Genomic DNA, 24,261 nt, shown 5'->3' with positions numbered 1-24,261 from the left:
GCAAGCGGTCTCTGCTCTCGGTACGCTGCTCGGTTCTTGGTCACCCAAGAAAGAAAGTGCCCCCGCGGCATGAGCGGATCGAAAGAAAAACCTTTCCCAGCGAGGGAACGCCCGCAGAGCTTTCCGCCGGAGAGAAAGCCCGCCGGCTCGAGGCGATAAAAAAACTACTATTTGCGACTGCAGGTCGTGCGGGCCGGCGTCAGCGGCGGGAGTGGAGCGCATAGGGGACAAAAAGAGGGAATACTTGAGTTCTCGCAATGAACCTTCGCATCGAACTCCCATTAGCGCCGGCCCGAAAAAAATGCCTTTAAACGAAGTTGGAAAGCCTGTCCATTCCCCAACCGCCGTGCGCCCACTGAAAACCCAACGTTTACAGGATCCATGCAGACAAGAATCCGCGAATCCCAAAAACAAATAATTTTCGTATCTTGTCCATTCCATAACAGCTCGTATGAAACCACGCATATCCGTCCCCCATTTGCCGCTGCTCCTTGCCGCAGCGGCCCTTTTCTTCGTTTCCTGCGGCAGTGCCGAGACCCCGGAAGACGACCTCGCATCCTTAGTCAATCCCCTGATCGGCACCGACGGCCCCGGAAACGTCTATCCCGGCGTCAGCGCCCCGTTCGGGATGGTTCAGCTCTCGCCCGACAACGGCACCAGCGGCTGGGACCGGATCGCCGGCTACTTCTGGCCCGACACCACCATCGCCGGATTCTCGCACACCCACCTCAGCGGCACCGGGGCCGGAGACTTGTACGACATCAGCTATATGCCCGCCGTGCCGCCGTTCCGGATCGGGAAAGGCGAATTGGGAGTCTACTCCACGTTCAGCCACCGCGACGAAACCGCCGAAGCGGGATATTACAAGGTTTTCTTGCAAGATTACAATACATCCGTAGAATTAATTGCAACCGAGCGGTGCGGCATGCAGCGGTACACGTTTCCGGCGACAGACCAGGCCACGGTGTTCGTGAACTTAGCGAAAGCCATGAACTGGGACTACACCCTGGGTTCGCACCTGCGGATCGTGGACGACCGGACCATCGAAGGGTACCGCTTTTCGGAAGGATGGGCGCCGGATCAAAAGGTCTACTTCGTGGCGCAGTTCTCGCAGCCGTTCACCTCGTACACGGTCGATACGGTGACTTCGGTACACCGGGACAGTGTCTACAACGGCATAAAAAGTCATATCGGACGGTTCGTGTTCAACACGGCGGCGAACGGCGGAAAACCGATCGTCGTCCGGACGGCGATTTCGGCGGTGGACATCGCCGGGGCGCGGAAAAACCTCGCGGCCGAGATGCCCACATTCGATTTCGACAGCGTGCGGACGGCACAGCGGGCGGTATGGAATGCGGAACTCTCTAAAATTCAGATCAAAGGGGGGACGCCTGACGAGCGGGTGTCGTTCTACACGGCGCTGTACCGGACGATGCTGGCACCGACCCTGTTCGACGACGCGGACGGCCGCTACTTCGGGCCGGACGGCGCGATACATGCCGGCGAGGTGCCGGGCGAGGGGGAACACAATTATTCCACCTTCTCGCTGTGGGACACCTATCGGGCGGCACACCCGCTCTACACATTCCTACACCCGGCGCGGGTGCGGGAGATGGCGGCTTCGATGCTGAACTTTTACGACCAGCACGGGATGCTGCCGGTGTGGCCGCTGTGGGGGAATGAAACGGACATGATGATCGGCTGCCATGCGGTGCCGGTACTGGTCGAGGCGGCGTTGAAAGGGATTTTGCCGGATTCGGTGCTGAACCGGGTGTTGTCGGCCTGCGTGGGGACGATGAACCGGGACGACTACCGGGCGATCGGACTTTACAAGACTTGGGGCTATGTGCCGGCGGATATGGAGAGGGAGTCGCTTTCCAAAACGCTGGAGTATGCTTACGACGACTGGTGCATTGCGCAATTGGCGCGGCGGATGCGGCGGGATTCGGTGTATAACGAGTTCATTCTGCGGTCGCAAAACTATATGAATGTGTTCCAGCCGGCGTCGGGATTCATGCAGCCGCGGCTGTCGAACGGCGAGTGGGTGCCGGGGTTCGACCCGAAGGAGTACACGGAGCATATCACGGAGAGCAACGGGTGGCAATACCTGTGGGCGGTGCCGCAGGATGTGGAGGGGCTGGTGCGGCTGATGCGGGGGCCGGAGCCGTTCGAGCGGCGGCTGGACGAGATGTTCACTTTATATCCGGAGGCAGCGGATTCGCTGCCGATTTTCAGCACGGGGATGATCGGGCAGTATGCGCACGGAAACGAGCCGTCGCACCATGTGGCGTATCTCTATAATTACGTGGGCAAACCGGAAAAGACGCAGCAATATGTATCGCAGATTCTGCGGACGCAATATGCGAATGCCCCTGACGGGCTGTGCGGCAACGAGGATTGCGGCCAGATGTCGGCGTGGTATGTGTTCAGCGCGATGGGTTTCTATCCGGTGGATCCGGTGAGCTTGAATTATGCGATCGGAACGCCGCTGTTCGAGGAGGCGGTCATTCGTTTGCCTGACGGCAAGACGTTCACGGTGCGGGCGCCGGGGGTGTCGGCGGAGCATTTCCGGATCGAAAAGATGATGTTGAACGGGAAGCCGTTGGGTGCGCCGTTCATTACATGGAATGACATCGTCAAGGGCGGGGTGCTGGAATTGACGGTCAGCCGGTAGGGTACGTGGGGGTCTGAACCGACGCGCCGAGGGGAAAAGGCGGCGAAGGATCATCCAATAAGAAGACGAACGGGACGCCTCTGTGCAGGTCGTCCCGTCGTCGCAAATAGTAGTAGCCCTTACCCAAGCAGTCAACTGTCAAACGGTCATTATTTCCTTTTCCTTAGCCGCCAACACGTCGTCGATCTTCTTGGAATATCCGTCCACGATCTTCTGCACTTCCTCTTCTCCGTCTTTGGCCACATCTTCCGGCAGCCCGTCAGCCTTGACCGCTTTCTTGATCGCTTCGATCGCTTCGCGGCGCACATTGCGCACTCCGACCCGGCAGCTTTCCGCTTCGGCCTTGATCTGTTTCATCAGCTCTTTGCGGCGTTCTTCGGTCAGCGGCGGCACGTTGAGCCGGATGGTTTCCCCGTTATTGGACGGGGTCATCCCTAAGTTGGAGTTGATGATGGCTTTTTCGATAGCCCCTAACAGGGTCTTGTCCCACGGCTGGATCAAAATCGTCCGGGCGTCCGGCACGGTCACGCTGGCCACTTGGTTGACGGGCATCTGCGAGCCGTATGATTCCACCATCACTCCGTTGAGTGCATTGGGGCTGGCTTTGCCGGCTCTCACGGCGGCGATTTCTTCCTCGAAATGTGCGAATGCTTTTTCCATTTTCGGTTTCGCCGCGTCGATGATCTCTCTTTTCTGTCCCATAGGTATCTCGTGTTATGTATGTCGCATCAGTTGTGCACCAGGGTCCCCACTTCTTTTAATGCGGCAGCGTCCGCTGCGGAGGTCACTTTGGCCAGATTCCCTGGCGTATCCATGTCGAATACGATGATCGGCAGCCGGTTTTCCATGCACATGGTGAATGCGGTCAGGTCCATCACTTTCAGGCGTTTGGCGATGACTTCCGCAAAGGTGATGTCGTTGTATTTGGCGGCCGAAGGGTCTTTCTCGGGATCGGCGGTATACACTCCGTTCACGCGCGTCCCTTTCAGCAAAACGTCGGCTTCGATTTCGACGCCTCGCAAGGCGGATGCGGTATCGGTCGTGAAGAATGGGTTTCCTGTCCCGCCGCCTATGATAACCACGTATCCTTCGCTCATCAAATCGAGTGCCCGGAATTTGGAGTAGATCCCGGCTCCCACCGGCCCCATGGGAATGGAGGTCAGCACGCAGGCTTTGCCTCCTGCGTTTTCGATGGCGGACTGCAATGCGAGTGAGTTGATGACGGTGGCGAGCATCCCCATCTGATCGCCTCGCACGCGGTCGAAGCCTTTGCCTACGCCGCTCATCCCTCGAAAAATATTGCCTCCGCCGATCACGATCCCGATCTGAACGCCGGTGTCGGCCACGCTCTTGATCTGCCCTGCATATGAGGCTAACATCTCCGGATCAAGCCCGTATCCTTGTGTCCCTTGCAAGGATTCGCCGCTGAGTTTCAATAATATCCGTCTGTATCTCGACATATCGCAACTTATATTCGTTTAATCTTTACCTTATTGGAGGCAACTGCCGCTTTCTTGAAAGAAAGCGGCGCAAAGAACTTTTGAGATAGCTACGCTACTCCTTAGGCTCCGCAGTCCTCTTTCTTTGCGTTTTCTTTGGGCCGGGGAATAGACCGCTCTTAATGCGGTTCTTTAGAACCGCCGACCTTCGCGCCCAGCGGCGAAGCCGCTCGGGGGGTGGGCGCGAGGTCGAATTGAAGTGTAATAGAGCGGTCTATAGTTCCCGGCCCAAAAAGATCAAAGACAAGGGTAGCCGGCAGGCTCAAGAGATGCGCAAGCATCTCAAAAAGTTTTTTCGGTTCCTTTTGTTCACAAAAGGAACAGTACCCTCAAACCGGGTAGAGAATAAACCGACCGATTATCAGTTTGCGTTATCGGCAATTCGTCCCGCCTGCCCCAACAGCTCCATCAGCCGATCCATATCCGGAGTCAAGATGATCTCCGTCCGCCGGTTCCGCGCCCTCGCCTCCCTGCCCGTTCCCTCCGCCACCGGCACATACTGGCTCCGCCCCGCCGCCGTCACCCGCTTCGGCGCAATTCCCTCGTTCCGCAGCAAGATGCGCACCACCGCCGTCGCCCGGTGCACACTCAAATCCCAGTTGTCGACAATCTGATCCCCCTCCTTCGAGCGATACGGCAGATTGTCCGTATGCCCCTCCACCATGATCCGGATATTCGGATTCCGCGCCAAGACCTCCCCCACCTTCAACACCGCCCGTTCCCCCTCCTGCGACACCTCCGCCTTCCCCAGCTCGAACAGCAGCTTTTCGTCCACCGACACATAAATCATCCCGCCCCGCTCCGTCACCGAGAGCCCCTCGCTGTCGAAATCCTGCAACGCCTCGCCCAACAGCGCCCGCACCTCCGCCAGCACCTGCGTCCGTTCGCGCAGCAAAGCCCTGAGCTCCGCATTCGTCAGCCCCCCCGCATAATGCGCCGAATCCAGCGCCCCGTACTGCGCCTCCAGCGCCGCCCGCTGCTCGCGCAGCTGCTCGACCTCCGCCAGCAAAGCCGCCGAATTATGCTCGCACCTCAAAGCCCGCGTCTGCGTCTGCCGGTACGTCTTCATCGACACGCACGACACCGCCCCCGCCAGCACGAACCCCGCCGTGCAGACCAGACCGACTATTTTCCCCGTTTTCATAAGGCGAAGATACAAAATTTCTATCTTTGTCGTCATACCGATTGCTGAAATGACAGCGAAAGCGACAAAATATCTCGATCGAATCGATTCTCCGGCCGACCTGCGCAAACTCTCCGTTGACGAACTGCCCGCATACTGCGCCGAGCTGCGGGAATTCATCATCCGCGAAGTGTCGGCCAATCCCGGCCATTTGGGAGCCAGCTTGGGGGCGGTGGAGTTAGCCGTGGCGATCCATTACGTGTACGACACCCCGAACGACCGGCTCGTGTGGGACGTGGGACATCAGGCCTATGCGCACAAGATCATCACCGGCCGGCGCGACCAGTTCCATACCAACCGCAAATTGGGCGGGATCAGCGGGTTCCCGAAGATGAGCGAAAGCGAGTATGACGCTTTCGGGGCGGGACATTCTTCGACATCCATTTCGGCGGCGCTGGGGCTGGCGCGGGCATTGCAGAACGGCGGGGAGGACGGAAAAGAGAAACCGAGGTGCGTGGCGGTGATCGGCGACGGAGCGATGACCGGCGGACTGGCTTTCGAGGGGCTGAACAACGCCGGGGCCGATCCGGACAACGATCTGCTGGTGGTGCTGAACGACAACCGCATCTCGATCGACCCGAATGTCGGGGCGCTCAAGGAGGCGCTGTTGGAGATCAGCACCTCCCGACACTACAACCGCTTCAAGGACTCGACGTGGCGGGCTTTGGACCGGATGCCGCGCCTCAGGCGGGTGATTCAGAAGGTGATGGGGGGGGCCAAGTCGTTTTTCCTGCACCAGAGCAACCTGTTCGAGTCGTTCAACTTCAGGTATTTCGGGCCGGTGGACGGCCATGATGTGGTGGGGTTGGTGCGGGCGCTGCGCGACCTGCGGACGCTGCCGGGACCGAAAATACTGCATGCGCTGACGGTAAAAGGGAAGGGCTATGCGCCGGCGGAACGCGACCAGACGCGGTGGCATGCGCCGGGGCGGTTCGACCCGGAGACGGGGATCCGGTTCGGAGCGGCTTCGGCGGCTTCGATGGCAGAGGGGGGGCGTATGCTCAAGTTTCAGGAGGTTTTCGGCCATACGCTGGTGGAGCTGGCGGAACAGGATGCGCGGATCGTGGGGATTACGCCGGCGATGCCGACGGGCTGTTCGATGAACCTGCTGATGGAGCGGATGCCGGAACGGGCTTACGACGTGGGGATTGCGGAGGGGCATGCGGTGACTTTCGCGGCGGGGTTGGCGGCAGGGGGGCGGGTGCCGTTCTGCAATATCTATTCGTCGTTCATGCAGCGGGCGGTGGACAACATCATCCACGACGCGGCTTTGCAGGAGTTGCCGGTGGTGCTGTGTCTCGACCGGGCGGGGCTGGTGGGCGAGGACGGGGCGACGCATCACGGGGCGTTCGACCTGGCTCTGCTGCGGGGGATTCCGAACCTGACGATCGCGGCGCCGATGGATGCGGTGGAGCTGCGGAATCTGATGTATACGGCGGCTCGGACGGCGGCGGAGGCGCCGCAGCGGGGGATGTGGGTGATCCGCTATCCGCGGGGGGGGGCTTTCCCGGCGGATGAGGTGCTGGGGCGGCCGTTCGCCTGTGTCGGGATCGGGCAGGGGCGTATCCTGAACGAACCGGAGAATGCAACTGTGGCGGTGGTCTCGGTCGGGGCGGCGGGGATCGAGGTGCGGGAGGCGGTCTCCGTTTTGGCAAGCGAGGGAATATCCGTGGCGCATTACGACCTGCGGTTCGCAAAACCGTTGGACACGGCGATGTTGGACCGGATTGCGGCTCGCGGCTACCGTTGTGTGGTGACGGTGGAGGACGGGGTGATTGCGGGGGGTGTGGGGAGTGCGGTGCTGGAATATTGGTCGGATCGCGGGCTGCTTGGCGGGGAAGGGATCGGACGGGTAGGACGGGTGGTGCGGCTGGGGCTGCCGGATCGGTTCGTGGAACACGGAGCGGTACAACAGTTGCGCCATCTGTGCGGCATAGATGCGGCATCTGTCGCACAGCGGATCAAGTCTCTTTTGTAAACATTCGGTTCCGGGCAGGCTGTAACTGTCGGGCAACGAGAAGTCTGACGATAGTTTTCCGATGTTGGGCCGGAGTGTCTTGCGGCACGCAAAGCGATCAGTTTTCGGCGGCAGAGGCCCGGTGCTGAGCGGCACCGGCCCGCCGGCAGGTCCTTTCTTTTCGCGGCAAACGGCTCCGCGCAATTCAAACGCAATTCTTTCTGTTTTGCAGAGACCGGCCCTGCGCGCGATTGCTGGAGTAGGAAATCGTTCAAAAGCATGAATTGCTTTTGAACCGGATTTCCGCCAGCGCGCGGGCAAATACATTTTTTAGCGGCAAAGAGGGCGCAGCCTGCGAAGTTCGGTTTGGTTACAGCCCGGTTCGTGTGCCGAGCCGGGAGTTTGTTCTGTCTTAGAGGGTGGCGCGAGGCCGAATACGCAGAATTTTTTATTGTACAGTTAATATAACGGGGTCGGAGCCTGCGCGGGCCATTTCGAGCCGAGCGAGATTTTGGCCCGTCGCCGGGGGAGGCTCCGGCCCAACCGGTTCTGCGAACCGGAGTTTCATCGTTGTATGAGACAAGTACGGCTCCGAAACACGAGTACGTCCCGGAGTTAGCGGAGGAGTTTAGGGTAGTTACAGCCCGGCTCGAGTGCCGAATGGTACCGGTCCTCCGCCCGGGATGGTTCCGGGGCGCCATCGGGAAATCTTTGTAATAAAACCTATGGTTTTCTTCGCCTCAAGCTAGCAAGGCGATAAAAATCGTACTTTTATGTCGGGTCGGGCCGTCATTCTCAGGCCAGGAACCGAACAAATAGAATATACCTATGCGAAAATTGATTCTTGCGGGACTTCCCGCCCTGATTGCAGCCGCCTGCTCGCCGGAACCGAAACCGGCCGAAATATCGGTTATTCCCCAACCTTCCCGGATCATCGAAGGAACGGGATTCGTCAAAGTCGAGCCGGATCGTGTGCTGACCGTCATAGACACGACAATCGGTCATCCGGAAGGCTACCGGCTGATGGCCGAGAACGGTAAGGTGACCATCGTCGGCGGGGGAGAAGCCGGGGTATTCTATGGGTTGCAGACGCTGGAGCAGCTCAAGGATTCCGCGGGTCGCGTGCCGGCCGTGACCATCGAAGATGCGCCGCGATTCCCGTGGCGGGGGATGCACCTCGACGTGAGCCGGCATTTTTTCTCGAAAGATTTTATAAAAAAATACCTCGACATACTGGCCTACCACAAGATCAACACTTTCCACTGGCATCTTACGGACGGGATCGGCTGGCGGTTGCAGATCGACCGGTATCCGAGGTTGACACAGAAAGCCGCATGGCGTAAGGTCAAAGACGAAAAAGCACCGTGGATCGGGCTGGAACTCAGCGACGAAGCACGGCAGGACAGTGCGGACACTTACGGCGGATACTACACGAAAGAAGACGTGCGCGAGATCGTGTCCTATGCCCGGGAACGGCATATTACCGTCGTGCCCGAGATCGAAATGCCGGGCCATTCCGAAGCGGCGACCTTCGCCTATCCGGAATATTCGTGTCCGACGGCGCAGCCGGGCAGCGGCATTTATTGTCCGGGCAAAGAGGAAACTTTTGCCTACTTGGAAAGGATTATCGACGAAGTGATCGAGCTGTTCCCGGACTCGCCGTACATCCATATCGGCGGCGACGAGGTGGACAAGGAGCAGTGGAGCCGGTGTCCGCTTTGCCGGAAGCGCATGCGCGAAGAGGGGCTCGAGAACGAGCATGAATTGCAAAGTTATTTCGTGCATCGCATGGAGGAGTATATCAACTCCAAAGGCAAAGCGATGATCGGCTGGGACGAGATATTGGAAGGCGGCTTGGCGCCGAATGCGACAGTGATGTCGTGGACGGGATTCGAGGGGGGGATCAAAGCGGCCAATGCGGGTCATAACGTGGTGATGGTGCCGTTGGACTACGTTTATTTCGATCATTACCAGGGGCAGAATCCGTGCGAGCCGCAGGCGTGGGGGGGCTTCAACGGGATAAAGCGTGTCTATTCGTTCGATCCGGTGCCGGCAGGGATCGCGCCGGAGAATGTACATTATGTGCTGGGAGGGCAGGGAAACCTGTGGACGGAGAATATCCGCACGCCGGAACATGCGGAATACATGCTGCTGCCGCGGCTGGCGGCGCTTTCCGAGGCGTTGTGGAGCGATACGACGGCCAAGGACTGGGGGCGTTTTGAACGGAAACTGGACCGGCAGTTGGAACGGTATGCGGCGCGGGGGTGGAACTATGCCGAAAGCGCATTCACCCCTTATATAGCCGAACAGCGTTTCGACGGCGATGGCTCGCTGGTCTTGCGGATAGCGACGGAGTTGGAGGGTTGTCCGATCCGGTATACGTTGGACGGGAGCGCACCGACGGCGGATTCTCCGTTGTACGCCGATTCTTTGGTGGTCGATGCGCCGGCGACGCTGACGGCGCAGACTTTCCGCAGGGGACGGGCGGTGGGGTGCCTGCTTGTAGTGCCGCAGCTGCTGAACCGGGCGACGCGGGCGCGGGTCTCCTATGCGACACCTTACAGCCCGGCATATACGGGCGGGGGCGACACGGCGCTGGTGGACAACCGGTATGCGTTCAAACGGGGCGACGACCGGGCGTGGCAGGGGTTCGAGGGGACGGATATGGAGGTGACGCTGGATTTGGGCACGGTGCAGCAGGTGGAGGGGATCGTGCTGCGCTTTTTGCAGCATATCGCTTCGACTTCCGTGATGCTGCCGACGCGTCTGACGGTGTGGACTTCGGCGGACGGCAGGGATTTTTCCGTAGCGGCGGATGTGCCGATCGCGCCGGACGAGGATTCGGAGGTGCTGATCCGGCCGTTCGATGTGCGTTTTCAGGCGCCGGTGCGGGCGCGGTATGTGCGGGTGCGGGCGGAAAATCGTGGAACACTGCCCGAAGGGCATCCGCGCGCGGGGGCGGCGGCTTGGATATTTACGGACGAGATTGCAGTCTATTGACGCGTCGTGGGTGGGTTTTCCACCGCTATGTGCTGTTCTTTCTTTGAAAAGAGTTTTTGGGGCGGGGCTTGGGGCTTTCGGGGTATAACTCTCTTGGTTTGAGGAGGTGCCGTTTAGAGGTGCGGTGCCGGGACAAGTTGTCAGTGCATTTTTCCGCGTGAGCGGGCGGTGCAAGGAGATCACAGACGACATTGCAAGAGTGCTTGTCGGTACCTATAATTAAATGTACGGCTAAAAACATCATTCTGCGGGCGGGTTGAGCGAATCGAAGAGACGCCATTTCGAGTAGAGACAGCTCGGTTGAAAAACCCAGCAAAACCAAGTCGCCGCCAGCGGAAAACCAAACGCTCAGTATCGCCCAGCCCGCCCGCCACAGAACAAACCGACACCGAAAAATGAACTTAGTCATAGACATAGGAAACACTTTCGCCAAAACCGCCGTCACAGACAGAGGAGAGATCGTGTCCAAGAACGTGGCACAAGAGCTGAGCTGCCCGGCGATCCGGGATATGCTCCGCGCCTATCCGGACATCGACCGGGCGATCCTTTCCACGACCCGGCATCCCGACAAGACGACCGAAGATTACCTGCGGCAGCAGGTAGCCCAATTCATGCGTTTCGAGCCCGGGACGCCGGTGCCGTTAGCGAATCTCTACGCCACCCCGCAGACATTGGGCGCCGACCGGCTCGCGGCAGCCGTAGGCGCATGGGAGGTGGCGCCCGGACGCGAACTGCTCATCATCGACCTCGGCTCAGCGATCACCATCGACCGGGTCAGCGCAGCAGGCGAATACCTCGGCGGAAATATTTCGCCCGGCATGGCCATGCGATTCGAGGCACTCCACCGGCTGACAGACCGGCTGCCGCTTTGCGTCGCCCCTTCCGAGGCGGCCGTGCTGACAGGGAACACCACCCGGCAAGCCATCGAAAGCGGCGTCGTGCTCGGCATCATCCACGAAATCGAAGGCTATATCGCCCGGCTCGGCGAAAAAAACAGCGCTTTGACCGTCTTTTTTACCGGCAGAGACGCGAATTTCTTTGCCGACAAAGTAAAAAAACCGATATTTGTAAGCAATGATTTAGTCATCAAAGGACTGAACCGAATACTCGAATATAATGCCCCATCCAATATTCCGGACATTGAAACATAACCTATGCAGCTGCGGCGGATACGCCGCATTTTGCCTGTGCGCCGTATTATGCCTTTGCACTCCGCATGCCCGGGCGCAGATGAGCAGCCTCAACATCTTTTCGCCGTATACGATGTACGGCATCGGGGATATGGCCGTCGGCGGCAGCGCGTTCAATCGGTCGATGGGAGGCGTGGGGATCGCCGTGCGCGACCCGCATGCGTTCAACTACAGGAATCCGGCATCGATGAGCGCGATACCGAGACAGTCGGCCATCTTCAACTTCGCGGGCGAAGGGAAAAATATTTACGCCAGGAATGCCTCCGCGGGCAATTCCACGACATACAACACATTCAACATCCACGACCTCGGGCTGGCGGTGCCGCTGGGGAGAGGCGTGGGGTTAGGCTTTTCGCTGACGCCGGTGAGCTCGGTAGGCTACACCAGCCGTCTCGTCGAGCAGAACCAGAGCGTCACGGAGAATATCGGGAGCACGATCTACAATTATGCCGGAGACGGCGGGATCACGCAGGTGGCTATGAGCCTCGGAGTGAACCTCACGCCTAAGCTCTCGCTGGGAGTCAGCATGAACTACTGGTTCGGGGATATCGAGCGGCAGTACAACGCCATGGTTACTTCGTACCTCTCGTCTGCGGTATACCGCAGCGTGATTTCCACCGAGAACCAGAACCTCAGCAAGATCTTGTTTACTTTAGGGGCGCAGTATGTCTTCAAGGTGGGCAGGAACAATGCTCTGGCGATCGGGGCGACCTATCAGCCGAAAGTGACCGCCTCGATCAGACAGACGCGGCTCACCATGTCCTACGACAACTCGGGAGCCGACACCGTCTTTTCGGCAGCCAGCCGTTGGAATATGGATATTCCAGGCAAAGTTGCGGCGGGGATCTATTACCAGTCCGACAAACTGGGCGTCGCGTTCGACTACAGCAGGCAGAATTGGGAAGGGGCATACGCGATACCGGAGGGGCAGAATGTCGCGTTGGGGGTGCAGCAGGATTACCGGTTAGGCTTTTCCTACGTTCCGAACCGTTTCGATATCCGCAATGCGCTGAACCGGTGGACATACAAAGTCGGGCTGAGATACAGCGACAGCTATCTGATCAAAGACGGACACCAGCTGCGCGATGCCGCGGTGTCGTTAGGCGTCGATTTCGGCCTCAAGAAAGGGACATTCTCCAAAGTGGGGATCGGGCTCGAATACGGCGAGCGGGGAAGCCGGGCGGCGGGACAGGTGAGAGAGCGCTATTTCAATATCTTTGCGGCTTTGAGCCTGTTCGGGAACGACTACTGGTTCGTGCGTCCGAAATACAACTAAGGCGGGGCACGGATTTTACCTCCGGGACGAGACTGAAAAACGGGTGCAAAACGTTATAAAAGCAAAATGTTATAAAACGAGGAACTGACCCCTCTTCCTGAATCGAACGACAAACAAAACACGACCATACGAAATGAAAAAGCGAGTTTATTCCCTGATGGCGGCTCTGGCCTTAGTGGGAGGCACAGCTGCTGCACAAGATTTCAAGGACGATCCGAAATACGGCGCCGATCCGGCAGCACGGGAACAGAATGTCCGTATTCTGAACTTCTTCGACGACGCATACAAAGCCAAAGACTACAACCTGGCCACGCTTTACCTGCGGGAACTGATCCAGAACGCACCGAAGGCTTCCGAAAACATGTACATCCGCGGGATCGAAATCTACAAGACCAAAGCGGCCGGCGCACAAACCAAAGCGGAACGCAGGACGTATGTGGACAGTATCCTGTATATCTACGACAAACGAATCGAAGCGTTCGGCGAACACCGCACCCGCGGCGAAGCCTATCTGCGGAGCGAAAAAGCGAAAATGTTCCTCGCCATGATGCCATCCGACCGCGAACGCCTGTTCAAACTCTTCCGCGAAGCGCTGCATGAGAAACACCCGTTTGAACCGGCCTTGGCGGTGATGTACTTCAACTCCGTCGTCGAAAGTTTCAAACTCGACGACGTGACCCCTGAAGAATTGATCGAAGTCTACGAAAGACTGAGCAAACGGATGGCCGGCTCGTCGAATCCCGACGCAGCGGAAGCGGGGAAAGTGCTCGACGACTTGTTCGCGACCAGCGGGGTGGCCGACTGCGCAACCGTAGAGAAAATCTACAAACCCAAATACGAAGCCGATCCGGAAAACCCGCAGCTGATCGAGACCATTCTGGCACTGCTCCAGCGGGGACAGTGCTCCAGCGAGTTCTACCTGACCATGCTCGAAAAATATTACGCCGTGAACCCGAAACCGGATGTGGCCATTCAACTCGCATCCGTATTCCAGGAAAAACAGGACTATGCAAAAGCGATGGAATACCTCCGCATCGCGATCGACAAGGCGACGGACGAAGATATGAAAGTCAACTTCCTGCTGCAGGCAGCGACTATGAGCAGCGCATCCGGCTCCTACCGGGAGGCAGCCGGTTTCGCACGGCAGGCCATCGGGCTCGACCCGGACAGCGGCGTGGCCTACCTGCTGCTGGGGGCAGCCTACGGAAGCGGTGCGGGGAGCGCATGCAGCGCTTTCGACAGCCAGACTGCCATGTGGCTGGCCGTGGATAACCTGGCGCTGGCCCGGCAGCTCCTGCCCGCCGACGACCCGCAGCAAGAACAGATATCCAAAATGATCGGCAACTACAGCGCGAACTTCCCGAAAACCGAAGAGACCTTCATGCGCGGGCTGAACCCGGGGGATCCGTATACGGTCAGCTGCGGCTGGATCAGCGGCAGGACTACCGTGCGGGAACGTTAATACACTGGATATTTAGTCGGGGGATTCTTGCGGCTTTCCGACAAGAACCCGGTGACCTATGAAGAGTTTACGACAAATCATAAGCCCACAGACAGTGCTTGCCGCCACGCTTGCGGCAGGCACTCTTTTTCTGTCATCCTGCGGGAAAAAGGAGCCCAAACCGACGATCGAAGACCCCGAGACCACGCCCACGCAGGTCAGCCATAACCACCGCATGATCAACTCGGTGGACGGATACCGCCAGTATCGGATGGAGACCCCGCTGCTGGAACGCTACGAGCTGGCGACGGAACCTTTTATGGAATTTCGGGAAGGGATCAAGATCGAAACCTTCGACTCGCTGCTGCGGGTCGAGAGCGATCTGGTGGCCGATTACGCCCGGCTGAACGAAGTCACCGACCTGTGGGAGGCGCGCGGGAACGTCGTCGCCCACAACTACACGGGGGAACGGGGCGGGCGTACCTTGTACACCGAACGGTTGTACTGGGACCAGAAAAAGAAAAAGATATACAGCGACACCACCGCCAAAGTGATCGACGGCGGAAGCGTGCACGTAGGCAGCAACTTTGAAGCCGACGAAAGTTTCGAGACCTGGAGCTTTCACAACACCTCCGGGAAAATCGAAGTCGATGCCGCCGCATTGCGGGACACCGCCGGCACAGCGGAGCCGGCACCGGCAGCCGGGCAGGTTCCGACTGCCATGGCACCGTTGTAGTTCAACTCAACTTGTCTCATGGAGATACAAATCATCGTTATCCTCATCGCCCTGACCCTGTCGGCCTTTTTCTCCGGCATGGAGATCGCATTCCTCTCGTCCAACAAACTGCGGCTGGAGATCGAACGCAAACAGAGCAAAACCTACAACCGCATCGTCAGCCTGTTTCTCCGAGCGCCCGGGCAGTACATCTCCACCATCCTGGTCGGGAACAATATCGCATTAGTCATCTACTCCATTTTTATGAGCCGGCTTTACGTGGAGATCGCCGGCCGCTCCAACTATGCGGCGGAGACCCTCATCTCGACCCTGATCATTATTTTCACCGCCGAGTTTCTGCCCAAAGCGGTCGTCAAAGCCAACCCGAATTTCTACCTGCGGACTTTCGCCGTGCCGGTTTACCTTTTTTATATCGTATTCTATCCCTTGTCCCGGTTCGCCACCTCGCTGTCTGCGCTGCTGTTGCGCATGATGGGTAAACGCGTGGACAACACCCCGCAGATCGCCGGATTCGGCAAAGTCGATCTGGCCACGCTGGTCGAAGAAGCCGCCGGGAACGAAGAGGGCGACGCTGAAGAGAAAGAAGACAACGAACAACAGATCAGGCTCTTCCAGAACGCACTGGACTTTTCCGAACAGCGCGTTCGAGAGTGCATGGTGCCGCGCACCGACGTCGAAGCGATCGACGTCGAAGACAGCGTGGACGACCTCCGGCGGCTGTTCGTCAGCAGTGGCTACTCGCGGCTGCCGGTCTACGAAGGGACGATCGACAACATCATCGGATACGCCAACCTCAAATGCCTGTTCAACGGGCCGGCTACTATCCGGGAAGTGCTTCAGGAGACCTTGTATGTGCCCGAGACGATGTCGCAGCAGAAGCTCCTCGGCGAATTTATCCGCGACCACAAATCGCTCGCTGTCGTGATCGACGAATTCGGCGGCACGGCCGGCATGGTGACCCTCGAAGACCTGCTGGAACAGATCTTCGGCGAAATCGAAGACGAACACGATGCCGACTATTTAGTCGAAAAGGAAGTCACGCCCGGCGAGTATGTCTTGGCGGGGCGGCTGGAGATCGACCACCTGAACGAAACTTACGGCCTCGGCATACCCGAATCGGAGCGGTACGATACCCTGGCGGGCTATATTCTCGACCAGAGCGAAGACATACCTAAGCCGGGGGACATAGTGCGGGCCGACGGTCTGAAAATCAAGATACTCCGCACCAGCCGGACACGCATCGAACTGGCGCAGGTCACAAAAATCGAAGGTCTTTCCTAAAGGGGGCCCGTGGCTTCGCTATATCGAAAAAAAACAGTACATTTGTCCCCATTAGGCCGGGCCGGTCGGAAAATTTCCGGATTCGGACGACGACAAAGGGAAAATAAAAGCACAAAATAAAGAATGGTAACTCTCAACACACTCAGAAACAAAGGCGGCGTTCTGCTGGCTATCGTGATCGGGCTGGCCTTGCTCGCTTTCGTGCTCGGCGACATGCTGACCTCGGGAAGCACCCTGATGAACAGTTCCAAGATGAACGTCGGGATGATCGACGGAGAAAAAGTCTCCACGCAGGAGTATGCCCAGGCTATCGACGAACTGACCGAAGTCCGGCGGATCACCACGGGACGCGAAGGATCGACCGAAGAGGAAAACGAAATGATCCGCGTCCAGGCATGGGACATGATGATCCGCGACAAGGCGCTGAAGCCGGCATTGACGGCGTTGGGGCTTACCGTCTCGGACGACGAAATGGTCGGACTGCTCAGCGGGGCGAATCCTTCGCCGATCATCGCGCAGATGTTCGCCGATCCGCAGACCGGCCTGTTTGAACCGGCCTTGCTGCGGCAGTTCGTGGCGAATGTGGGACAGGATCAGACCGGGCGCATGCAGATGTTCTGGAACTATCTGCAGGGCGAGGTCGCCGATCAGAGCCTGCTGTTCAAATTTAAAAACTTGATCGACAAAGCGGCTTATGTGACGGGGTTTGAAGCGGAACAATTGGCTTCGTGGGAGGCGAAGACCTACAGCGTGGATTATTTGGTTAGCCGGTATGAAAGCGTGGCGGACAGCACCGTGCAGGTGAGCGATGCCGAGCTGCGGGAATATTATGACAGCCACGAAGGGATGTTCCGGCAGGAAGACCTGCGCGACATCGAGTATGTGACTTTCGAGGCTTTGCCGTCGGCAGACGATTATGCAGCGGCGGAAAAGGCAGTGCACGAGCTGGCGGCGGGGCTGGCGGAGACGGGGAATGTGCAGCAGTATGTGGCGATGAACTCGCAAAGTTCGTTCGACCCGCGCTATTATAAGCCGGGCGAAATGACGGGCGAACTGGGGAACTTCGCGTTCAGTGCGACGGCCGACCAGGTGTATGGGCCGGTGCTCAGCGGTGACCGGTGGACGATGGCGCGGATTGCAGATGTGCAGGTGATTCCGGACAGCATGCGGATCAGCAATATCGTGATTCCGGCCGACAGGAAAACATTGGCGGACAGCCTGGTGACGGCTTTGCGGAACGGCGGGGATTTCGCGGAAGCTGCGCGGGAATTTTCGGCAGATCCGCAGAGCGGGGCGCTGGGGGGAGATATGGGGATGATGGACCCGCAGACGCTGGCCCCGCAATTCGCCGAAGCCTTGAAAGGAGCTTCGGAAGGAAGTGTGAAAACCGTTTCCACGCCTGAGGCGGTCTTTATTCTGAAAGTGACCGGCGTGAAAGGCGAATCGCGGAAAGTGCAGCTCGGGGTGATCGACTACAATGTGGAAGCAAGCGAACTGACCCGGAATCAAGTGTACGGCGAAGCGAACAAATTCGCGACGGCGGCTGCGGCCGGCGGATTTGAAAAGGCTGTGAACGACGGGGCGCTGGCCAAGCGGGTGGCGACGGTAGGGCCCAATGACCGGACGGTCGGCGGCATGCAGCAATCGCGCGAGCTGGCGCGGTGGGCTTTCAACGGCGAGCTGGGCGAGATCTCGGACGTGAAAGAGTTCGGGAACAACTTCGTGATCGCCACGATTACGGCGGTGCGGGAAAAAGGTGTGGCACCGTTCGATCAAGTGAAAAACGACCTCCTCGCGCTGGTGATGCGGGAAAAGAAGGGAGAGATGCTGGCGCAGCGGATGGCGGGAGCTGCCTCGGTGGCGGCCTTGGCGGCGACGCTGGGGGTGGATACCTTGAGCAGCGATGACATTAATTTCCAGGGATTTATGGCACCGGAAGTGGGCTTTGATCCGGCCTTTACCGGCGGGGTGTCGGGGATCGGCAAGACGGGGGCCGTTTCCAAACCGATTGTCGGACGGATCGGGGTGTATGCAGCGGAGATTACGGCAGAGCGTGAAACACCGGTAGACCAGGCAATAGAAAAGGCGCGCCTGACTGCGGAAGCGCAGCAGAACGCTTTCATGGCGGCTTACGAAGCGTTCATGACATTGAGCGACATTCAGGATACACGGTACCGATTCTATTAACCGGTCGTTTTTCATCCTCATTCCTCGGGACGGAGACGCGACAATCGTTTTTTTAACTTTTTTGTGCGTACCTTGCCAAAGACCGTTCTCGGCCTCGGGCGAGGTGCGCTTTTTCATTCGAAACCGAGGCTGTCGGATACCGCGGGCAGCGCCTGGCAGACACAAGGAACCGCGCGATGCGTGCCGCCTCCCAAGATTCCGCCCTGGCAGGGGACACCCGCAGAAAACCCGGAAGAGCCCCGGCAGGCAGACCGGGCGGAGCGAAGTCGAAGAGAACCGTACCCCCGAACACAAAGAAAGGTGCGGGAAAGCGACAGGATTTAAGTATATTTGTCAACGGCCCTTTTGCGAAATCGGCGCCGACATGCGACACTTCAGATGAAATTCAACAGCCTCCCCCTTTACGCGAAGATACTTGCCGGCATGGTGCTCGGGATACTCCTCGGCGCGGTCGCCATCCGCGGCGGTTTTGCCGGCGGCATCGACGACTGGGTCAAACCTTTCGGCGAGATATTCATGCGGCTGCTCAAATTCATCGCCATTCCATTGGTGATGATCTCGCTCGTCAAGGGGGTGGGGAACCTCAGCGATGTCGCCTCCCTCTCCAAGATCGGCGTCAAGACGATCGGCATCTATGTTTGCACCACCGTGCTGGCAATTTGCGTAGGGCTCGTGCTCGTCGAGCTGATCGGCCCCGGCAAGGCGGTCGGGCCGGAGAGCGCTGCGGCGATACAGGCCGGCTACAGCAACACGGTCGCCGAGCGGAACACGCAAGCCGCCGAAATGGCCCAGACGCCGCCGCTCCAGTTTCTCGTCGATCTTTTTCCCGACAATTTGGTCGGCGCGATGAGCGATAACGGAGGAATGCTCCAGGTTATCGTCATCGCCTTGTTGATCGGGGTGGCCGTTCTTTTTGCGGGGAAAGAAAAAGCCGCGCCGTTCATGCGCCTCATCGACTCGCTGGACGTCATTGTGCTGAAACTCATCGACATCATCATGCAGTACTCGCCCATCGGCGTACTCGCCTTGATGGCCGGGATGGTGGCCGATACCGCCGGGAATATGGAGCTTGTCGGGGCTTTGGGATTGTACGTGCTGACCGTTGTGCTGGGGCTGCTTCTGATGATTTTCCTGTTTTATCCCCTGTTGATTCATTTTTTTACCAGGATACCGGTGCGGAAATTTCTGAAGGCCATGCCCCCGGTGCAGCTGCTGGCTTTTACGACCAGTTCCAGCGCAGCCACCTTGCCGCTCAATATGGAGACCGTGGCGCTGAAGTTAGGCGTGTCGCAGCGCGTCACCTCGTTCGTGCTGCCGATGGGGATGACCATCAACATGGACGGCACCAGCCTCTACCAGGCGGTGGCCGCCGTGTTTATCGCGCAGGTGCTGGGGGTCGACCTGACGTGGGTGCAACTGCTGACCATCGTCCTCACCACCACCCTGTCCTCCATCGGCACGCCGGGGATTCCGGGCGGGGCGGTCGTCATCCTGATTATGGTTCTGAGCTCCGTGGGGCTGCCGCCGGAAGGGCTGGCCTTAATATTGGGGCTCGACCGGCCGCTCGATATGCTGCGGACCGTGGTCAACGTCACCGGGGATGCGGCTGTGGCTTCCATCGTCGACTCGAATACCCAAACCAAATAACCTGAACTCGATATGAAACGGAATCGCATTCTCTTTCGCCTGATCGCAGCCGGTGCCGTCGCGATAGGGGCCGTATCGTGCGCGAAAAAAAACGAAGCGCCGCTGCCGGTCTATCCCGTGCCGACCCCTGCGCAGGTAGCCTGGCAGAAGATGGAGACCTACGCTTTCGTCCATTTCGGCCTCAACACCTTCAACGACCTCGAATGGGGCTATGGGGATACCCCTGCGGAGACCTTCAATCCCACGAACCTCGATGCCGAACAATGGGCCCGGATTATCAAAGCGGCGGGATTCAAAGGGATTATTCTGACGGCCAAGCATCACGACGGCTTCAACCTCTGGCCGTCAGAATATACGGAGTATAGTGTCAGGAACTCGCCGTGGCGGGACGGGAAAGGCGATATGGTGCGCGATCTGGTCAATGCCTGCCGCAAGTATGGGCTTAAATTCGGGCTTTATCTTTCGCCGTGGGACCGCAATCATGCCGACTACGGGAGACCGGAATACGTCGAATACTTCCATAACCAGATACAAGAGCTGATTACCGATTACTGCGACAGTGTCGAACTGTTTGAATACTGGTTCGACGGGGCGAACGGCGGGGACGGTTACTACGGCGGTGCGCGGGAGAAGCGGTCGATCGATCCGGATACCTATTACCGGTATGGGCAGGCTGTGGAATTGATCCGCTCCAGGTTTCCGGACGCCATGATCTTCGGCGGCACCGAGCCCACGATCCGCTGGGTGGGCAACGAGGAGGGCTGGGCGGGGCAGACCGACTGGGCGCCGTACAAGCCGGGCGACAACCCGCATTACGGATCGCCGGACGGCACCGAGTGGCTGCCGGCGGAGTGCGACGTGTCGATCCGGCCGGGATGGTTCTATCACGCCCGCGAGGATCAGTCGGTGCACAGTCTCTCCCATTTGGTGAACATCTATTACCAGAGCGTGGGGCGCAATGCGACATTGCTGATGAACTTCCCGGTGGCGCTGGACGGACGCATCCATCCGTTGGATTCGGCCCGGATTATGGAGTGGCGGAAGACGCTGGACGAGCAGTTCAAGACGAATCTGCTCTCCGGCATCGAACCAACGGTCGGCAATACGCGCGGCCTAAGTTTCAAGGCCGCCAATATGACGGACGGGAACTGGGACACCTATTGGGCGACGGAGGATACGGTGACGACCGGAAGTGCGGAGTTTCGTTTCGACACCGTTACGCCGGTCAATCGGGTTCTGTTGCAGGAATATATTCCGCTGGGGCAGCGCGTGGCGAAATTCGGGGTCGAATATCTGGATACGCTGGGCCGGTGGCGGCCGGTGGTTACGGAGGATACGACGACCACCATAGGCTATAAGCGCATCATCCGGTTCGAGACGGCGGCGGCCAAGGCGCTGAGGGTCAACTTTCTGAAATCGCGCGGGCCGCTGTGCATCAACAATATAGAGGCTTATCTGGCTCCGGTGCTGATGGTCGAACCGACGATCCGCAGGAATGCGGAAGGGACGGTGTTTATCAGCGCGGCTCCGGGGGCGAAGATTCATTACACCATAGACGGGACGGTGCCGACGACCCGTTCTGCGCTGTTCCGGGAACCGTTCAGACTGGCGCGCAAAGGGACGGTGAAAGCGATTGCGGCGGATCCGACGTTGGGCACGGTCAGTCCGGTGGCGGCGCGCGTGTTCGATATTCCGACGGCGGCGTTCAGCGTCGTGACACCGGCGGGCGAGAAAGCGACGGCGGCGTTCGACGGCAATCCGAGCACGGCGTGGTATTTGTTGCTCTCTAAAAACCGTGAGCTGACGTTCGATCTGGGCGGGACTTATACGGTGACGGGGCTTACTTATGCGCCGGACGCGAACCGCTGGGGGATGGGGCCGGTGTCGAAATACCGCATCTATATGAATGACAGAGAGGTAGCCGCCGGCGAGTTTTCCAATATCAAGGCCAATCCCATCGAACAGACAGTGACGTTTGCCGAACCGATAAAAGGAAACCGGATCCGTTTTGCGGTGGACGCTACGGCCGACGGCGCGGCGAGCGCTTCTTTCTCCGAAATTACAGTATTGACAGAATAATCCGATAGTTACATGACAATGATGAAATACGGTCCGGATAAAAACGGTTACTTCGGCGAATTCGGCGGCGCGTTCATCCCGGACGAACTCCGGGAAAATATCGGCCAGCTCACCGAACGCTATGTCGGGATTATCGAAAGCCCGAGATTCAAGCAAGAATTCGGCGACCTGCTGAAAAACTATGCGGGCCGTCCGTCGCCGCTCTACTTCGCGCCGAGGTTGAGCGAAAAATACGGTGCGCGGATTTACCTCAAGCGCGAAGACCTGAACCACACCGGTTCGCACAAAATCAACAATGCGCTGGGGCAGATTCTGCTGGCCAGGGAGATGGGATGCACCCATATTATCGCAGAAACCGGGGCGGGGCAGCACGGCGTGGCTACGGCTACGGTGTGCGCGAAGCTGGGGCTGCGGTGCACCATTTATATGGGGGCCGTGGATGTGGAGCGGCAGGCGCTGAATGTGGCCCGAATGAAAATGCTGGGGGCGAAGGTCGAGGCGGTGACCGCAGGCGGGGCTACGCTGAAAGATGCCGTGGATGTCGCGTTCGCCTATTGGGTGGCCCATCCGGAGGCGTACTACCTGCTGGGGTCGGCCGTGGGGCCGCACCCGTTCCCGGACATCGTGGCCCGATTGCAGTCGGTCATTAGCGAGGAGATACGCAAACAGCTCAAAGAGCAGGAGGGCAGGGAATTGCCGGACTATGTGATCGCCTGCGTCGGCGGCGGGAGCAATGCGGCGGGGGCTTTTTACCATTTCCTCGACTCGGAGAGCGTGAAATTGGTGCAGGTCGAGGCCGGAGGGCACGGTACGGACGGCAACGAGCATGCCGCTTCGCTGACCTGCGGGACGGAAGGGATTCTGCACGGCAGCCGGTCGATGATTCTTTTCGACGAGAACGGGGAGGTGCGCGAACCGTACTCCATTTCGGCGGGGCTGGACTATCCAGGGATCGGGCCGCTGCACGCCTATCTGGCTAAAACGGGGCGGTCGACCGTGCTGGCCGCTACGGACGGTCAGGCGTTGGAGGCGGCGCGGGAGGTGGCGCAGCTGGAGGGAATCATTCCGGCCATCGAGTCGGCGCACGCTTTGGCGGCACTGCCGCTGCTCTCGTTCCGGCCGGAGGATGTGGTGGTGGTGAATCTGTCGGGACGGGGCGACAAGGATATGCCGACTTACTTGCGCGAATTCGGACTGTGAGGGATGGCGAAGGACAAAATCAAACCGGGACGGCTCTCGATCAAGGAGTGGAACGAGCAGGACAGGCCGCGCGAGAAGCTGATGAGCCGCGGGGCTTCGGCCTTGACGGATGCGGAGTTGCTGGCGGTGCTGATCGGCTCGGGAACGGTCGAAAATTCGGCGGTCGAAATCGGCAGGCAATTGCTCGATTCGGTGGGTGGGAGTTTGGTGGAGTTGGGGCGCAAGAGCCTGTCGGATTTGCAGACGTTCAACGGGATCGGGCTGGCGCGGGGGGTGAGCATCGCGGCGGCGCTGGAACTGGGGCGCCGACGGCGGGCGGCCGATATTCCGACGCCGGATTATATTGCCGGCAGTACGGACATCGTGACGATTTTTCAACCTTTGCTGTCGGATTTGCCGCATGAGGAGGTGTGGGTGATGCTGCTGTCGCGCTCGAAACGCATCATCGAGCGTTTCCGGGTGAGTCAGGGGGGAATCGAGGGGTCGGTGATCGATCCGCGGATCGTGATTCGCCGGGCGTTGGATCGGAATGCGGCGGGAATCGTGCTGGTGCATAACCATCCGTCGGGAAATGCCTATCCGAGCGAACAGGATATTCTGAATACTCATAAGGTGCAGCTGGCGGCTTCGTATTTCGATATGCGGCTGCTGGATCATGTGATTATTGCGGACACGGAACCGTTCAGTTTTGCGGAGCGGGGGTTGCTTTGACATTCGGCGTCCCGACATACGGAACGCTTTTTGTTATCGTTAGTTTTATATGTAGGTTTATTTTGTACGTGGTTCGGGAGGGAACTGTTCTCTTTGTGAACAAAGAGAACCAGAAAAACTTTTTGAGATGCTAACGCATCTCTTGAGCCTGCCGGGTACCCTTGTCTTCGATTTGTCGGGGTGCGGGGAATCGGGCCGAC

The 24,261-nt window shown here is 58.8% G+C and carries 16 protein-coding genes; 13 read left to right on the top strand and 3 right to left on the bottom strand.

All coding sequences use genetic code 11. The features are described 5' to 3' along the window. The first annotated feature begins 451 nt into the window (after nucleotides 1-451). Nucleotides 452-2,674, top strand: coding sequence for a GH92 family glycosyl hydrolase (locus tag Q0Z93_RS04555; protein ID WP_298063075.1), 2,223 nt, complete (start codon nucleotides 452-454; stop codon nucleotides 2,672-2,674). A gap of 138 nt (nucleotides 2,675-2,812) precedes the next feature. Here the strand turns inward: Q0Z93_RS04555 and frr are convergent, their stop codons facing one another. The 3 genes from frr to Q0Z93_RS04540 all read right to left on the bottom strand — a co-directional run bounded on the left by frr (nucleotide 2,813) and on the right by Q0Z93_RS04540 (nucleotide 5,317). Next, the gene (frr, locus tag Q0Z93_RS04550; protein WP_298063072.1) at nucleotides 2,813-3,376 is read right to left on the bottom strand and encodes a ribosome recycling factor; all 564 of its coding nucleotides are present in this window, start codon (nucleotides 3,374-3,376) and stop codon (nucleotides 2,813-2,815) included. A gap of 26 nt (nucleotides 3,377-3,402) precedes the next feature. Continuing rightward, nucleotides 3,403-4,134 carry a UMP kinase gene (gene pyrH / locus Q0Z93_RS04545; RefSeq protein ID WP_298063070.1) on the bottom strand — a complete coding sequence of 244 codons (732 nt, stop codon included), beginning with the start codon at nucleotides 4,132-4,134 and terminating at the stop codon, nucleotides 3,403-3,405. A gap of 400 nt (nucleotides 4,135-4,534) precedes the next feature. After that, a complete protein-coding gene (locus tag Q0Z93_RS04540; protein WP_298063065.1) occupies nucleotides 4,535-5,317 on the bottom strand; it encodes an OmpA family protein in 783 nt (260 codons plus the stop codon). Nucleotides 5,318-5,366: 49 nt separating this feature from the next. Here Q0Z93_RS04540 and dxs point away from each other — a divergent pair, with 49 nt between their 5' ends. The 12 genes from dxs to radC all read left to right on the top strand — a co-directional run bounded on the left by dxs (nucleotide 5,367) and on the right by radC (nucleotide 24,061). After that, complete coding sequence (gene dxs, locus Q0Z93_RS04535) at nucleotides 5,367-7,334, top strand: 1-deoxy-D-xylulose-5-phosphate synthase (protein WP_298063063.1); 1,968 nt, start codon at nucleotides 5,367-5,369, stop codon at nucleotides 7,332-7,334. An 807-nt stretch (nucleotides 7,335-8,141) separates the two neighbouring features. After that, nucleotides 8,142-10,313: a family 20 glycosylhydrolase gene (locus tag Q0Z93_RS04530; RefSeq protein ID WP_298063061.1), complete on the top strand. Its 2,172-nt coding sequence runs from the start codon at nucleotides 8,142-8,144 to the stop codon at nucleotides 10,311-10,313. A gap of 395 nt (nucleotides 10,314-10,708) precedes the next feature. Continuing rightward, nucleotides 10,709-11,464: a type III pantothenate kinase gene (locus tag Q0Z93_RS04525; protein ID WP_298063058.1), complete on the top strand. Its 756-nt coding sequence runs from the start codon at nucleotides 10,709-10,711 to the stop codon at nucleotides 11,462-11,464. A gap of 79 nt (nucleotides 11,465-11,543) precedes the next feature. Next, nucleotides 11,544-12,779, top strand: coding sequence for a hypothetical protein (locus Q0Z93_RS04520; protein ID WP_298063056.1), 1,236 nt, complete (start codon nucleotides 11,544-11,546; stop codon nucleotides 12,777-12,779). 133 nt (nucleotides 12,780-12,912) lie between these two features. After that, the gene (locus Q0Z93_RS04515; RefSeq protein ID WP_298063053.1) at nucleotides 12,913-14,241 is read left to right on the top strand and encodes an enzyme of heme biosynthesis; all 1,329 of its coding nucleotides are present in this window, start codon (nucleotides 12,913-12,915) and stop codon (nucleotides 14,239-14,241) included. 58 nt (nucleotides 14,242-14,299) lie between these two features. Further along, complete coding sequence (gene lptC / locus Q0Z93_RS04510) at nucleotides 14,300-14,956, top strand: LPS export ABC transporter periplasmic protein LptC (protein ID WP_298063052.1); 657 nt, start codon at nucleotides 14,300-14,302, stop codon at nucleotides 14,954-14,956. An 18-nt stretch (nucleotides 14,957-14,974) separates the two neighbouring features. Further along, complete coding sequence (locus tag Q0Z93_RS04505; RefSeq protein WP_298063050.1) at nucleotides 14,975-16,237, top strand: hemolysin family protein; 1,263 nt, start codon at nucleotides 14,975-14,977, stop codon at nucleotides 16,235-16,237. A gap of 123 nt (nucleotides 16,238-16,360) precedes the next feature. Beyond that, on the top strand, nucleotides 16,361-18,424 hold the full coding sequence (locus Q0Z93_RS04500) for a SurA N-terminal domain-containing protein (protein WP_298063047.1): 2,064 nt from the start codon (nucleotides 16,361-16,363) through the stop codon (nucleotides 18,422-18,424). 378 nt (nucleotides 18,425-18,802) lie between these two features. Continuing rightward, nucleotides 18,803-20,071, top strand: a complete 1,269-nt coding sequence (locus tag Q0Z93_RS04495; RefSeq protein WP_298063043.1) for a dicarboxylate/amino acid:cation symporter — start codon at nucleotides 18,803-18,805, stop codon at nucleotides 20,069-20,071. Nucleotides 20,072-20,083: 12 nt separating this feature from the next. Beyond that, complete coding sequence (locus Q0Z93_RS04490; RefSeq protein WP_298063041.1) at nucleotides 20,084-22,150, top strand: alpha-L-fucosidase; 2,067 nt, start codon at nucleotides 20,084-20,086, stop codon at nucleotides 22,148-22,150. 18 nt (nucleotides 22,151-22,168) lie between these two features. After that, complete coding sequence (trpB, locus tag Q0Z93_RS04485; protein ID WP_298063039.1) at nucleotides 22,169-23,350, top strand: tryptophan synthase subunit beta; 1,182 nt, start codon at nucleotides 22,169-22,171, stop codon at nucleotides 23,348-23,350. A 3-nt stretch (nucleotides 23,351-23,353) separates the two neighbouring features. Continuing rightward, on the top strand, nucleotides 23,354-24,061 hold the full coding sequence (gene radC / locus Q0Z93_RS04480) for a DNA repair protein RadC (protein ID WP_298063036.1): 708 nt from the start codon (nucleotides 23,354-23,356) through the stop codon (nucleotides 24,059-24,061). The last annotated feature ends 200 nt before the right edge of the window (nucleotides 24,062-24,261 follow it).

The sequence above is a fragment of the uncultured Rikenella sp. genome (assembly GCF_947628055.1).
Classification (GTDB): Bacteria; Bacteroidota; Bacteroidia; order Bacteroidales; family Rikenellaceae; genus Rikenella.
The sequence above is the reverse complement of the archived record's forward strand: the minus strand, read 5'-3'. Positions and strand labels throughout refer to the sequence as shown.